This window comes from Rubrimonas cliftonensis, from assembly GCF_900107585.1.
GTDB lineage: Bacteria > Pseudomonadota > Alphaproteobacteria > Rhodobacterales > Rhodobacteraceae > Rubrimonas > Rubrimonas cliftonensis.
Map to the genome: position 1 here is coordinate 1 of NZ_FNQM01000013.1, position 13,837 is coordinate 13,837.

The 13,837-nt window shown below is 68.6% G+C and carries 11 protein-coding genes and 1 tRNA gene; 3 read left to right on the forward strand and 9 right to left on the reverse strand.

All coding sequences use genetic code 11. The annotated features are described in order from the left end of the window. The first annotated feature begins 664 nt into the window (after positions 1 to 664). Together BLW43_RS16365 and BLW43_RS16370 are read left to right on the forward strand one after the other, a co-directional pair. Positions 665 to 1,198: a hypothetical protein gene (locus BLW43_RS16365; RefSeq protein WP_093255106.1), complete on the forward strand. Its 534-nt coding sequence runs from the start codon at positions 665 to 667 to the stop codon at positions 1,196 to 1,198. Continuing rightward, positions 1,198 to 1,710 carry a hypothetical protein gene (locus BLW43_RS16370; protein ID WP_093255107.1) on the forward strand — a complete coding sequence of 171 codons (513 nt, stop codon included), beginning with the start codon at positions 1,198 to 1,200 and terminating at the stop codon, positions 1,708 to 1,710. The genes BLW43_RS16365 and BLW43_RS16370 overlap by 1 nt, the downstream gene beginning before the upstream one ends. 160 nt (positions 1,711 to 1,870) lie before the next feature. On the opposite strand, the gene BLW43_RS24815 is transcribed toward BLW43_RS16370, so the two are convergent. The 3 genes from BLW43_RS24815 to BLW43_RS16380 all read right to left on the reverse strand — a co-directional run bounded on the left by BLW43_RS24815 (position 1,871) and on the right by BLW43_RS16380 (position 5,207). After that, positions 1,871 to 2,692, reverse strand: a complete 822-nt coding sequence (locus BLW43_RS24815; RefSeq protein WP_483880060.1) for a DUF7946 domain-containing protein — start codon at positions 2,690 to 2,692, stop codon at positions 1,871 to 1,873. 153 nt (positions 2,693 to 2,845) lie between these two features. Continuing rightward, entirely contained in the window at positions 2,846 to 5,134 is a 2,289-nt protein-coding gene (locus BLW43_RS16375; RefSeq protein ID WP_093255109.1) for a site-specific integrase, read from the reverse strand. Beyond that, positions 5,134 to 5,207: transfer RNA gene (locus BLW43_RS16380), tRNA-Gln, on the reverse strand. The genes BLW43_RS16375 and BLW43_RS16380 overlap by 1 nt, the downstream gene beginning before the upstream one ends. Positions 5,208 to 5,351: 144 nt before the next feature. Here BLW43_RS16380 and lepA point away from each other — a divergent pair. Beyond that, complete coding sequence (gene lepA, locus BLW43_RS16385; protein ID WP_093255111.1) at positions 5,352 to 7,154, forward strand: translation elongation factor 4; 1,803 nt, start codon at positions 5,352 to 5,354, stop codon at positions 7,152 to 7,154. 44 nt (positions 7,155 to 7,198) lie between these two features. On the opposite strand, the gene BLW43_RS16390 is transcribed toward lepA, so the two are convergent. The 6 genes from BLW43_RS16390 to BLW43_RS16410 form a co-directional block, all read right to left on the reverse strand. Then, positions 7,199 to 8,608 carry an NAD-dependent succinate-semialdehyde dehydrogenase gene (locus BLW43_RS16390; protein WP_093255113.1) on the reverse strand — a complete coding sequence of 470 codons (1,410 nt, stop codon included), beginning with the start codon at positions 8,606 to 8,608 and terminating at the stop codon, positions 7,199 to 7,201. Between the two features lie 97 nt (positions 8,609 to 8,705). Continuing rightward, a complete protein-coding gene (locus BLW43_RS16395) occupies positions 8,706 to 10,127 on the reverse strand; it encodes an amidase (RefSeq protein ID WP_139284100.1) in 1,422 nt (473 codons plus the stop codon). Next, the gene (locus BLW43_RS23005; protein WP_139284101.1) at positions 10,124 to 10,309 is read right to left on the reverse strand and encodes a hypothetical protein; all 186 of its coding nucleotides are present in this window, start codon (positions 10,307 to 10,309) and stop codon (positions 10,124 to 10,126) included. The genes BLW43_RS16395 and BLW43_RS23005 overlap by 4 nt, the downstream gene beginning before the upstream one ends. After that, a complete protein-coding gene (locus tag BLW43_RS16400; protein ID WP_093255116.1) occupies positions 10,306 to 11,955 on the reverse strand; it encodes an ABC transporter ATP-binding protein in 1,650 nt (549 codons plus the stop codon). The genes BLW43_RS23005 and BLW43_RS16400 overlap by 4 nt, the downstream gene beginning before the upstream one ends. Beyond that, positions 11,952 to 12,845, reverse strand: a complete 894-nt coding sequence (locus BLW43_RS16405) for an ABC transporter permease (RefSeq protein WP_093255118.1) — start codon at positions 12,843 to 12,845, stop codon at positions 11,952 to 11,954. The genes BLW43_RS16400 and BLW43_RS16405 overlap by 4 nt, the downstream gene beginning before the upstream one ends. Then, positions 12,842 to 13,822, reverse strand: coding sequence for an ABC transporter permease (locus BLW43_RS16410; RefSeq protein ID WP_093255119.1), 981 nt, complete (start codon positions 13,820 to 13,822; stop codon positions 12,842 to 12,844). The genes BLW43_RS16405 and BLW43_RS16410 overlap by 4 nt, the downstream gene beginning before the upstream one ends. Positions 13,823 to 13,837: the final 15 nt, after the last annotated feature.

Below are 13,837 nucleotides of genomic sequence, written 5' to 3' on the forward strand. Positions count from 1 at the left end.
GGGGTGTCCTGTGGCTGACTGCGTGATGATCATGCTGTGGTCCGCTGGGTTCGGGCGGAGGAGCATGCGTGGCGAGGGTGAAGCGTCGGTTGCCGTGCAGAGCGCGAGCTGGGGTGTAGGGATCTTTACTCACTAAACAGATCGCACTCCTGCGCCTGCGGCGCATCCGTTCGATCTGCCCGTTCGCCAGGGCGCCGCCCTGGACCCGCGCCTCCCGCGGGGCGCCTGCGCAGCGGGCGGCAGGGGGAAGCTCGCCGCGATCCCCTGCACCCCTCGGCGCCTCCCGGCGGGGTCGAGAGGGTTCGTTCGCCACGCCCCCTCGACACTCCCCCACGGCGTCTCCGACGGCTCGGGGGCCGTTCCGCACGCCCCCGAGACCCCCTCGCTCCCGGGGAGGCGCCGGCGCCCTCCCCGATCCCCTCCAGCGCGGCCGTCCCGTTGCCGCGCGCACCTTTCGGTTGCGCGCGCGGCGACGGGACGGCCGAGAGACTGCGATGGTGGGCAGCGGATACGCGGGAGCCCCAGCCTGACCTGCGGCGGCCGGAGGCTGGGGCGATGGCGTTCGACGCACGCACCGTCTGTGACGCGCGCGTCGAGCGCCACCGCCCGGTGGGTGTGGGGTGAGACGGGAAGCGTCGTTCCTCCAACAGCAAGGAGCGAGCCGATGCTCGACACCATGACCGCCATCGCGGCGGCGACCCCGTGGACCCAGACGCTGCAGCGTGGCGATGTGGTTCTCTTCAATTTCCCCTGCGCCGACGACGGCCCGGTGAAGGCCCGGCCCTGCCTTGTGCTCGAGGTCGGCCGCGTCGCCGATCACGCGTTCGCCGAGATCGCCTACGGCACCACCGCGACCGGCAAGGCCAATCGCGGCTGGGAGATCCACATCGGCGCCGTCGCCGGTATGGCGATGGCGGGACTCGACCAGCCGACCCGCTTCGTGGGCTTTCGCCGGGTGACGGTGACCCTCGACAGCACGCTCTTCCGCATGCCGAGGGGCCGCAAGACGCCGGTCATCGGCCGTCTCGACGACGCCGGGCTGGAGCGGATGAACGCCGTCCGCGCCCGCATCTGGGCCGAGCGCGACATGGCGGCCGAGCGGCGCAACGAGCGCCGCGGCGTCACCGAGCAGGGCGTGCCCGTCATCTGGCGCGGGGGCGCCTACAAACTTTCCGCCGCCAGCAAGGGAGCAGCGTGATGCTCGACCTCAACACCGTGATCCGTTCCCTCGATGAAGAGGTCGCCGAGGAGACGCGCAACGACATCGTCGAGGCCTTGGCCACCGCCTGCGCTGGTGCCGTCGCCGAGGCGATGGACACCGCATACTGCTCGCCTGCCGTCTGGGACGGCATGCGTCTTTGGCTTGTCAACAACCTCAACTCTGACTGCGAGGACGAGCGCTACGGCTTGCCGGCGATGACGAGCCTGCTGGAGACGCTGGCCCGAGCGTGCGTGGAGGGCTTTTCCTACAGCGCGCTGCCTAACGACCAGTGGTATCCCGGCGCCCCGGTCGATCTCGACATGCACGACCGCGGCGGCGCGATCATGCACAGGCGGGCCTACAACTGCGCGGCCGTCCTCTGCATGGTCGCCCACGGCGAGCAGGGCGCGACGATCGTCAAGGGCTTCGACGACCTGCAGGACCGCAACCTGCGCAAGATGGCCGAGCTGATCGGCAAGCGGCTGGGCGAGAAGCTCAGGGGGCGGTGAAAAGCCAAACAAGTAGAGAAGCTAGGGCGCAGAATGCGCCCCCACTCACCTAAATCCGTTGCTGCAGCTAGTGATTATTTTACATTCCATCAGAGGACATACGAAAAAAATAAATACAGAATAATTTATTCTACGGTCTCTCCAGAAATATAAAAATATCTTACTTGTCTTCTATTCGCCGCGCATCCCTTACCTGAAATGACAGTATCTCACCATCAGGATCAGTCCGCCGCTGCACAAGCATCTCACAACTTGACGAGTCCCTTCCTTGAAGGAAATATCGACTATGGCTGTCGAGCAAGATGGATACCGCTTGGGAAGGCATATTCTTTGCTATATCTATTGAAACGACCCTACCAAGCTCCGGAAAGAAAGCACCACCAGATCGATCATTGGCATTAAGTCGCGCTACAGATGCCTCCATCCAGACATACTCATGATCGTCATTCATCTCCAAAAGAAACTTCTTTGTATCCGCGTTAAGAACAACTCTTGCGTGATCTCCAATTATTGTTATATTGTGTGATCCGTTATTGACAACATTGTGAGCCCTCTTAAGGGGTGGGCGCAATGCTTGCCTCAACGCTGCAAAATCGCCAGGCCTCCTCTCAACGAGCTCATTGATCTCCTCAGGTGGCTTGCGGCTATCGCCGACGCAATTGGAGATCAGCCAAATCAAAGTTGCTGTTAAAAGCCCGCTAGTAACGGCGAGACCAATCTGCCCACCCATCGAAACTGGTCCAGGATGAGATAAAATAGCAAGCGCGTCAAAAACTACAGAGCCTGACTGCGGCGGCCGCATGACAAGTTGCGCCCTACTGTCATATGGAGCCCTAAACCTAACCTTACCGTTGATCAAATAGTGACTGCTACGCGCAAAGCACAAACCAATATTAGATATACTCTCACCACCTTCCAGAAGGGGCAGCTGGTGGCTGACGGCGCGACCGCCATCAAAGCGAAGCTCTAGCTTTTCAGTCAATGCATTCCCACCGCCAGCTCGCCCACCTGCACAATCAACACCTTAACCAGTCGAAAAAAGCAACCCGCATGATTACGCCTCTTTCGCGCTTGCCGCTCTCCCCCTTGCCAACACCAACCGCGCCGCACCCCGCTAGTGCGACTATTACCTGCGTTAATCGTCTACGAAAGCATGGCTCATCAAGTGCTCCCATGCTGCAGCGTCTTCGGCATCGCTGAACTTCACCGCTCGATCGCCAAGGAAATGGATGAGCGCCCCCGCAGCCGCCTCAGGAGCAAGCGCATCGTTGGGCGGCGTCACGGCGTCGAAACACGGCCAGCTCGCCACCGGCGCGACCGTGACGCTGAATGGAGCGTCGCCACCGAAGATCGTCACGCGCATCGGGTTGCCATCGTCATAGCGCTCGACGGTGACCGCCACCTTCTCGCGCTCGTCGAGGCGACAGCCGGTGAGCACGGGGAAACCCCACTCCGAGTTCGGCGCGATCTCGAAGTGGTAGTTCACCATATCGACCAGCGTTTTCAGTCGCCGGATCTCGCGGTCGGTGTAGTGGAGGTTGGTGATGTCCTTCTGCTTGTGGCCGAGCAGCGCCGCGCAATCGCTGTCCTTCACATCCTGAGCCGCGAGGCGCGAGTTGAAGGTCCGCCGCAGCGCGTAGAAGTCCTCGTTCTCGTCGAGGATGCCGAGGCCCTTGCGGATCGAGGTGAAGCGACCGCCGAAGATGCCCGACAGGCGGTCCGACGCCGCCCCCGGCTCGATGTCGTCGAACAGGAACAGTCCGTCCTCCCGCCGCTTTTCATTGACCCACGCGATGAAGCCGAGCTTCAGCAGAACCTCGGGCACCGGCACATAGCGGCGGCCGGCCTCGGTCTTGACGGTCGTGCCGGCGTCCTCCGCCACCAGGACCGCGTAGACGCCATTGCGGCGGACGACATCGCGCTTGCGCAGCTGCAGGATCTCCTGCGGGCGCATCCCCATCGTCGCGGCGATCAGGGGCGTCCAGTAGAGCGAGTCGCGGGTGAGGTGCTTGCCGGCCGTGTGCCTGCGCTTCGGCTGATGCCCGCGATAGAGCGGGCTGTTGAACAGCGCCATCAGCCGCTCGTCCGACCACGAGGCGCGCACGCGCTGGCGCTGCGCGATGTCCGCGCCGGCTTCGTATTCCATCTGGGCCGCCGTCTTCGCGCGGACGCGGAAATCGGCGAGCACCGCCGGCAGCTCAGGTCCGGCGTAGCCGAGATGATTGCGCGCGACCCTGAACGCGAGGCGGACGAAGGAATGGACCTTCTTCAGCGTCTTCTCGTTCAGCCGGCGCGTCAGGCCGGCCTGCAGGCGCGCCTCGCGCTCGCGGGGCTGAAGTTCGAGCGCGTCGAGCGTGGCGCGCAGCTCAGCGTCCTGCCGGTCGGCGCGCGCGATCTCGTCGTGCTTGCTGATCTCGACGCCGTCGCTCTTGTAGCGGTTCCGGCCGTGCTTGCGGCCGTGGTCAATCGGCAGCCGCCGGGCGAAGAGCAGGAGCGAGAGGAACTCCTCGCGCCCGATCGCCGAGAGCGGGGCGTCGCCCCAGGCGGCCAGCGCCACCCGCATCGCCGAGGCGATGTGGTGGCGGTTGTCGGCCGACTTCTCGACGGCGAGCGCCTTCTCGAACGCCTGGGACACGGTGATGCGCTGACCGCGCGCAGCCTGCCGGGCGCTGACGACGGCGGCGGCGGCGATGTTCGCTGAGGCCGCCGCCTCATCCACGGACGCGCCCTCCTCGACTTGGACCTCGGTCTGGTTCAGCTGGCGCAGCGCGGTGAAGGTGCGCGCGTAGAGCGTCTGGCGCACGCCCGCGTCGGGCGACGGCCCGTAGCCGAGGCTCGCGGTGATCTCGGCCGAGACGGGCTTGGCGCGCTCGTAGTCGCGCAGGCGGGCCTCCTCGCGGAACGCCGCCTGCTCGGCGAAGCGCGCCTTCAGCGCGGCGTCGGCCTCGGCGCGGGTGCGCGCAAGACCCTCCTCGTGCTCGCCGATCATCCGCGCCAGCTCGCGCACGAGCAGTTCGTCGATGATCTGGTCGATCGCCCCGGGGGTCAGGGGCCGCGCCGACGCCGTCTCCATTGCGATGCGCTCCCACGCCGCCTCGAGGACGCGGTCGAGGCCCTGCGCCCGCACCATCGCCTCGGGGAGTCGGTCGGTGCGCAGCGAGATCGCGCGCACCGTCCGCAGACCGAGGGCCCGCAGCGGCTCCGGCGTCCGCCTGCGGTGATGCCAGACGCCGCCGCGGCGCGTCAGGTGGAGGGTGGGCCGTTCGCCGCAGCACGGACGATGCGCCGGCAGCCGCAGGCGCGCGGCCGGCGGCGTTGTGCGGCGCCCTGTGTCGCAGATTGTGCGACAGTCGGACTCGTCAGCGAAAAACCCGCCCCATTCGGCGGCGTAAGTCGCTGAAAGCAGTTGATTTTCGGTGAACATGGCTGGGGAACCTGGATTCGAACCAGGACCGACGGAGTCAGAGTCCGCTGTTCTACCGTTAAACTATTCCCCAATCGCTTCGCGATGCGAGAGGTGTGCGTAAGAGCAGGCGCGGGCGTCGTCAAGAGCGCCGCCCGGCGCGCTTCGCGCAAACCGCTGCGGCGCGCTTGTCGCAGGCGATTGACCGCGCCGGGGGGCGGCCCCATAACCCTCGCCCATGACAGAGCTTTCGCGCATCCGCAACTTCTCCATCGTGGCGCACATCGACCACGGAAAAAGCACGCTCGCCGACCGGCTCATTCAATTGACCGGCGGGCTCTCCGAGCGCGAAATGAAGGAGCAGGTGCTTGATTCCATGGATATCGAGCGCGAGCGCGGCATCACCATCAAGGCGCAGACCGTAAGGCTCGACTACACGGCCGCCGACGGCGAGGCCTATGTCCTGAATCTGATCGACACGCCGGGACACGTCGACTTCGGCTACGAGGTGTCGCGGTCGATGCGGGCGGTCGAGGGCTCGCTGCTCGTGGTCGACGCGTCGCAGGGCGTCGAGGCGCAGACGCTGGCGAACGTCTATCAGGCCATCGACGCCAATCACGAGATCGTGCCGGTCCTGAACAAGATCGACCTGCCCGCCGCCGAACCCGACCGCGTGAAGGAGCAGATCGAGGACGTCATCGGCATCGACGCCTCGCAGAGCGTTCTGATCTCGGCGAAGTCCGGGCTCGGCGTGGCGGACGTGCTGGAGGCCATCGTCAAGCGCCTGCCGGCGCCCAAGGGCGACCGCGACGCGCCGCTCAAGGCAGCGCTGGTGGACAGCTGGTACGACCCCTATCTCGGCGTCGTCGTGCTCGTGCGCATCCATGACGGCGTCCTGCGCAAGGGCGACCGCGTGCGGATGATGCAGACCGGCGCGACCTATCAGGTCGACAAGGTGGGGGTCTGCCGACCGACGCGGAAGGTCGATGTCGAGGAACTCGGCCCCGGCGAGATCGGCTTCCTGACAGCCTCGATCAAGCAGGTGCGCGACACGCGCGTGGGCGACACGATCACCCATGAGAAGCGGCTCTGCGCCAAGGCCCTGCCGGGCTACAAGCCGGCGCAGCCAGTGGTGTTCTGCGGGCTCTTTCCAGTGGACAGCGCCGATTTCGAGGATCTGCGCACCGCGATCGAGAAGCTGGCGCTGAACGACGCCAGCTTCTCCTACGAGGTCGAGACCTCGGCGGCGCTCGGCTTCGGCTTTCGCTGCGGCTTTCTGGGGCTGCTGCATCTGGAGATCATCCGCGAGCGGCTCGAGCGCGAATACGACATCGACCTGATCACGACGGCGCCCAGCGTGGTCTATCACCTGCACATGACCGACGGGACGATGACGGAGCTGCACAACCCCGCCGACATGCCCGACGTGATGAAGATCGACCGCATCGAGGAGCCGTGGATCAAGGCCACCATCCTGGTCCCCGACGAGTTTCTGGGCGACGTGCTGAAGCTGTGCCAGGAGCGGCGCGGCGTGCAGGACACGCTGACCTATGCGGGCTCGCGCGCGATGGTCGTCTATCGCCTGCCGCTCAACGAGGTCGTGTTCGACTTCTACGACCGGCTGAAAAGCGCGACCAAGGGCTACGCCTCGTTCGACTACCAGATGGACGGCTACCAGGCCGACGCGCTGGTGAAGATGCAGATCCTCGTCAACGCCGAGCCGGTGGACGCGCTGAGCATGATCGTCCACCGCGACCGCGCCGACCTGCGCGGTCGCGCGATGTGCGAGAAGCTCAAGGATCTGATCCCGCAGCACATGTTCCAGGTGCCGATTCAGGCTGCCATCGGCGGTCGGATCATCGCGCGAGAGACCATCCGCGCGCTGCGCAAGGACGTGACGGCCAAGTGCTACGGCGGCGACGTAAGCCGCAAGCGCAAGCTGCTCGACAAGCAGAAGGCCGGCAAGAAGAAGATGCGCCAGTTCGGGAAGGTGGACATCCCGCAGGAAGCGTTCATCTCGGCGCTCAAGATGGACAGCTGACGGCGGCCCGCAGGCCGCCGCTTCTTTCGCCTCCACCCGGCGCGTCAGCCGAGCATGTTCACCGCCTTGACGTTCACGAACTCGCGGATGCCGGCGCCGCCGTGCTCGCGGCCGTAGCCCGACTGCTTCACGCCGCCGAAGGGCATGTTGGCCTGCGCGAGGTCGTAGCCGTTGATGAACACCATGCCGGTCTCGAAGGCGTCGCGCGCGATGGCGCGCGCCCGGTCGACGTCGCGCGAGAAGATGCCGCCGCCGAGGCCGTAGCGGCTGTCATTGGCGACGCGGATCGCCTCGGCCTCGTCGCTCACGCGGATCAGGGCTGCGACCGGGCCGAACAGCTCGTCGTCATAGGCGGGCATGCCGGGGGCGACGTTCTCCAGCACCGTCGCGGGATAGTACCAGCCGCGGCCGCCGGGCATTTCGCCGCCGCAGAGCACCCTGGCGCCCTTCTCGACAGACCGGCGCACCTGCTCGTGCAGGCCGTCGCGGAGGTCTTCGCGCGCCATCGGGCCAAGCTCGCTCCCGGCGTCGAACGGGTCGCCGCAGCGGATCGCCTCCATGCGGGCGACGAAGCGATCACGGAACGCCTCATAGATTGCATCCACCACCACGAAACGCTTGGCGGCGATGCAGGTCTCGCCGTTGTTGTAGACGCGGCCCCTTACGCAGCTCTCCACGGCGAGGTCGAGGTCGGCGTCCTCCAGCACCATGAAGGCGTCGTTGCTGCCGAGCTCCAGCACGGTCTTCTTGACCACCGCGCCGGCCCTCGCGGCGATGTGGGCGCCGGCCCTGGTGCTGCCGGTCATCGTCACGCCGCGGACGTGCGCGTGCTCGATGATGCGGTCGGACTGGTCATGGTCGATGACCAGCACGCTGAACACGCCGTCGGGAAAACCCGCCCGGCGGAACAGCTCCGCGATCAGCAGGCCCGAGCCGGTGACGTTCTCGGCGTGCTTGAGCAGCACAGTATTGCCGGCGGCGACGTTCGCCACGGCGTAGCGGATCACCTGATAGAGCGGGAAGTTCCACGGCTGGATGCCGTAGATCACCCCGATCGGCCGATAGGTCACGAGGCCCACGCCGCCATCGGCGAGCGGCCGCTCCTCGTCGGCGAGATAGGTCTGCGCCTCGCCCACCGTGTAGTCGCAGATCGCGGCGCAGGCCGCGACCTCGTCGGCGGAGGCCGAGCGCAGCTTGCCCATCTCGCGGCTCATCAGGTCGGCGATCTCGTCGGCGGCGGCGCGGATCGTCTCGCCGAGCCGGGTGACGGCGGCGCCGCGCTCCTCCATGGACCTGCGGCTCCACGCGCCGAACGCGGCGTGCGCCTGCTCGACGACGGCGAACGCCTGATCGTCGCTCATCAGGTCGTAATGCGACAGCGGCTCGCCGCTGCTCGGGTCGATCGTGGTGAAGCGACGGTCCCGCTCTTCGATGCGGCGTGCGGCGATGGACATTGCCATCCTCCCGAATTCCGGATTTCCGAGGGCGCCCGCGGCGCCTCTCGGCAGGTGAACGCGGATGGAGGCCGAAGGTTGCGCCGCGGCTCGCGGGCTAGACGGCGCCGGCCCGCAGCGCAGGGGCGTGATCTTCGAGGAAGCGCCGCGCACGCTCGAAACCGCGCGCGGCGCGCAGCAGCGTCGGCTCCGCGAACGGGCGGCCGATGAGCTGGAACGCCGCCGGCAGGCCGTTCGGCGTCAGCCCGCAGGGCGCGGTCACGGCGGGCAGGCCGAGGAAGTTCACCGGGCGCGAGCAGTGGCCGAGATCCTCGATCATGGGGCTTGAGCCGCCCGCGGCGGCTTCCGCCTCGGCGATGGTCGGGATCTCGATGGTCCAAGTCGGCGCATAGAGGAGGTCGATGTCGGCGAATGTCTCCGACAGGATCGCGCGCAGGAGGCTGGCGCGGCGGCCGAGCGCGCGCAGGTAGGCGCCGGCGTCCTGGAACAACCCGGCGCAGAGACGGCGGCGGGTGACGGGGCCGTAGTCGGCGGCGCGCGCGGCGAGCCAGGGCGCGTGCTGCGCCGCGGCCTCGACGGCGATGATGAGCATGGTGAGACGGTTGGCGGTCTCGATTCCCGGCGTCTCGACAGGGACGAGCGCGGCGCCCTCGGCCTCCAGCAGCCGCAGCGCCGCCTCGTGCGCGTCCTCCACGGCGGGGGCGAGCGGCGCGAAGAAGTAGCCGCGCGGCACCCCGATGCGCAGGCCCCGCAGGCCGTCCTCGACGCCCGCGAGATGGTCGCGCGGCGCGCGTCGGGCGGACTGAGGGTCGCCCGCGTCGAAGCACGCCAGCGCGTTCAGCATGAGCGCGGCGTCGCGCACGGTGCGGGTGAGCGGCCCCACGGTGTCGAGCGAGCCCGACAGGGGAAAGACGCCGGAGCGGCCAACGAGGCCCGCCGTGGGCTTCAGCCCGATGAGGCCGCAGGCCGCCGCGGGCAGACGGATCGAGCCGCCGGTGTCCGAGCCGAGCGCGGCGGGAACGGCGCCGAAGGCGACCGCGGCGGCGGAACCGCTCGACGAGCCGCCGGTGACATGGGCGGGGTTCCACGGATTGCGGACGGGCCCGGTATGGGCGTTGAGGCCCTCCGCGCCGAGCGCGAACTCGACGGTGTTGAGCCTGCCGAGGTCGAGCGCGCCGGCGGTGTCGAGCCGGGCGCAGGCTGTCGCAGTGTCGGACGCGACGTTTCCGGCGAGGATCGACGAACCCGCCTCCAGTCGCCATCCGGCCCTTGCGTAGAGGTCCTTGTGGGCGAGCGGCGCGCCGTCGAGCGGGCCGGCGGAAGGCCGGCCGTCCCGCGCCGCCGCGTCCAGCTCCGCCGCGCGCGCCAGCGCAGCGTCCCGCTCAAGCCTGGCGACGGCGTTGAGTGCGGCGCCTGCGGCCTCCAGCGCGTCGAGATGGGTTCTTGCGAGCGCCGCGCGGCTCTCGCCGGAAGCCACCCGCGCGACGGCCTCCTCGACGGTCGCCGCCGGCGCCGTCACCCTTCGCCCTCGCGCAGCGCGGCGATGAAGGCGGCGGGGTCGGCGGGGGAGGTCGGATCCTGCGGGGCGGCGTCGGCGGCTTCCGCCTGGGCGCGCGCCGCGGCGCGGGCGGCGTCGATCTCCGCTCCGGGCACGCCCTGCGCCCGGAGCGCGGCGGCCCAGTCTGGCGGCAGCGCCGTCATTGCGCCGCAGCCCCGTCCGGCGCGTCCAGCGCGGGGGCGATCCAGTCGCGGCCGGGCACCGAGGCGAAGAGCTCTCGGGTGTAGGCGTGCCGGGGCGCCGCGAAGACCTCCGCCGTCACGCCCTGCTCCACCACCTCGCCGCGATGCATCACCGCGACGCGGTCGCAGACCTGCGCCGCCACCCGCAGGTCGTGGGTGATGAACACGATCGAGAGGCCGAGCCGCTCGCGGATGTCGGCGATCAGCCGCAGCACCTGCGCCTGCACCGACACGTCGAGCGCGGAGACCGGCTCATCGGCCACCAGCACCTCCGGCTCCAGCGCGAGCGCGCGGGCGATGCCGACGCGCTGGCGCTGGCCGCCGGAGAACTCATGCGGGTAGCGCTCGGCCACCTTCGGGTCGAGCCCGACGAGGCCGAGCAGGTCGCGCGCCCGCGCGCGCGCCTTCGCCGGCGCCAGCCCGTGCACGATCGGCCCTTCGGCGAGGATGTCGCCGATGGTGCGGCGGGGGTTGAGCGAGGCGAACGGGTCCTGGAACACCATCTGCACCCGCTTGCGGTAGGGCCGGAGCGCGCCGCGCGACAGCGGCGCAAGGTCCACCCCGTCGAGGTCGATCGACCCCGCATCGGGTTTCAGCAGGCGCACGAGACAGCGCGCCACGGTGGTCTTGCCCGAGCCGCTCTCGCCGACGATGCCCATGGTCTCGCCGCGTTTCAGCTCGAAAGAGACCGCCTTGGCGGCATGGACGGCGCGGGCGGCGGAGAACAGGCCGCCGCCCATGCGGTAGGTCTTGCCGAGCCCGGTCACGCGCAGCGCCGTGCGCGCCGACGTCGCGGGGCGGCGCGGGGCCGGCGTCAGCGACGGGATCGCCGCGATCAGGGCCCTTGTGTAGGGCGCGGCGGGGCGGTTCAGCACGCTGTCGGCGGTTCCCGCCTCCACCACGCGACCATGCTGCATCACCACGATGCGGTGCGCGATCTCGGCCACGACGCCGAAATCATGGGTGATGAACATCACGCCGGCGCCGTGGCGGGCCTGAAGCTCCGCGATCAGCCTGAGGATCTGCGCCTGCGTCGTGACGTCGAGCGCAGTCGTCGGCTCGTCCGCGACGAGCAGCTTGGGGTCGAGGATCAGCGCCATGGCGATCATGGCGCGCTGGCGCTGGCCGCCGGAGAGCTGGTGCGGGAAGGAGGCCGCCATGCGCGGCGGGTCTGGCAGCCGCACCTCGTCGAGCAGCGCGAGGATCTTCTCGCGCCGCTGGGCCGCCGTCAGCTTCGCGGCGTGGACGATCAGCACCTCCTCGATCTGCCGGCCGACCGTCATCAGCGGGTTGAGCGCCGTCATCGGCTCCTGGAAGATCATCGAGAGGCGTTCGCCGCGCAGGGCGCGGCGCTCACTGGGCGGCAGCGTCAGCAGGTCGCGGCCCTCGAAGTCGATGCGCCCCGCCGAGGCGCGCACCTTCGGTTCAGGCAGCAGGCCCATGACCGCGCGGGCGGTCAGCGACTTGCCCGAGCCGCTCTCGCCGACGACACAGACGATCTCGCCCTCGCCGACGGTGAACGAGACGTCCTCCACCGCGAAGGCGCGGTCGGAGCCCGGCGGCAGCGCCACATGCAGGCCGCGGATGTCGAGCAGCGGGCCGCTCACGACGCGCGCTCCCGCAGGCGCGGGTTCAGCGCGTCGTTAAGGCCCTCGCCGACGAGGTTGATCGCCAGCACCGTCAGCATGATCGCAAGCCCCGGAAACGTCACGATCCACCACGCCCGCCGCAGCACCGTGCGCCCGGCGCCGACCTGGAAGCCCCAGCTCATCACGTTGGGGTCGCCGAGGCCGAGGAAGGACAGCCCGCTCTCGATCAGGATGGCGGTCGCCACCAGCAGCGAGGCGGCGACAATGATCGGCGAGAGGCAGTTGGGCAGGATCTGCACGAGGATGATGCGCCAGTCCGCCATGCCCATCACGACGTTGGCCTGCACGAATTCCCGGTTGCGCATCGACAGGAACTCGCCGCGCACCAGCCGCGCCAGCGCCGGCCACGAGACCACCGCGATGGCGATGATGATGTTGACGATCGAGGGCGTCAGCACCGCCACCAGCAGGATGGCGAAGATGAAGGAGGGGATGGTCTGGAACACCTCCGTCAGCCGCATCAGCACGTCGTCGATCCAGCCGCCGTAATAGCCGGCCAGCCCACCCATCAGCACGCCGAGGCCGACCGCCACCAGCGTCGCCACCACGCCGATCAGCAGCGAGGTGCGCGCGCCATGGGCCATGCCGGCGGCAATGTCGCGCCCCAGCGTGTCGGAGCCCAGCAGGAACTGGCCGGTCATCGGCGGCGACATCGGCCTGCCCGCAAGGCTGAACGGATCGGCCGGGTAGAGCAGCGGCGCCAGCGCCGCCATGGCGATCACGGTGAGAAGGATCACGAGCCCGGCGACGGCGGAACGGTTGCGGACGTAGCGCCGCCAGAAGTCGGCCGCGCGCCCTCGCGTCGTCGGCGCGCCCTGTCCGTGCGGGGCTTCGGAGAGATCGGTCATCGCAGTTCGATCCTCGGGTCAAGCACGGTGTAGAGGATGTCGACGGCGAGGTTCACCACCAGCACCAGCACCGCCGACAGCAGGAAGATGCCGAGCAGCAGGTTCAGGTCGCGCGCGAACAGGCTCTCGAAGGCGAGCTGGCCGAGGCCGGGCCAGCCGAACACCGTCTCCACGATCACCGAGCCGCCGATCAGCGAGGAGACCTGAACGCCCGCCATCGTCACCACGGGCAGCAGCGCGTTGCGCAGGACGTGGCGATAGACGATACGCCGGTCGCTCAGCCCCTTGGCGCGCGCGGTGGTGACATAGTCCATGCCGGACTGCTCCAGCATCGAGGCGCGCATCAGCCTTGCGTAGAGCGCGAGGTAGAACAGCGAGAGCGTCGTCGCCGGCAGCACGAGATGGTGCAGGATGTCCCAAACCCTGTCCCAACCGGTGTGGAAGGCGGCGATGGTCTCCATCCCCGAAGTCGGGAACCAGCCGAGATTGACCGAGAACACCAGGATCAGCATCAGCCCCACCCAGAACAGCGGCGTGGCGTAGCTCACCAGCGCCAGCACCGAGATCAGCGTGTCGCGCCAGGTGTTGAGCCCGGTCGCCGCCAGCAGGCCGAGCAGCGAGCCGACGCCGACCGCGGTGACGATGGTGGCGCCCATCAGGATCAGCGTCGGGCCGAGCCGCTGCAGCACCAGTTCCGCCACCGGCATCTCGTGGCGGAAGGACCAGCCGAAATCGCCGACCGCGACCTTGGCCATGTAGTTGAAGAGCTGGACCGGAAGGGGCTGGTCGAGCCCGAACTTCGCCCGCAGCTCCGCCATGTATTCCGGCGTCGCCGAACCCGCCTCGCCCGCGAGCACGTCCACCGCGTCGCCGGGCGCCAGCTTCAGCAGAAGGAAGTTGATCACGACGATCGCCAGCAGGATCGGTATCGCCTGCAGGGTTCGCCGGAGGATGAAGGCCAGCCGTGCCCCGAGCATTGCGTCCTCGTGTTC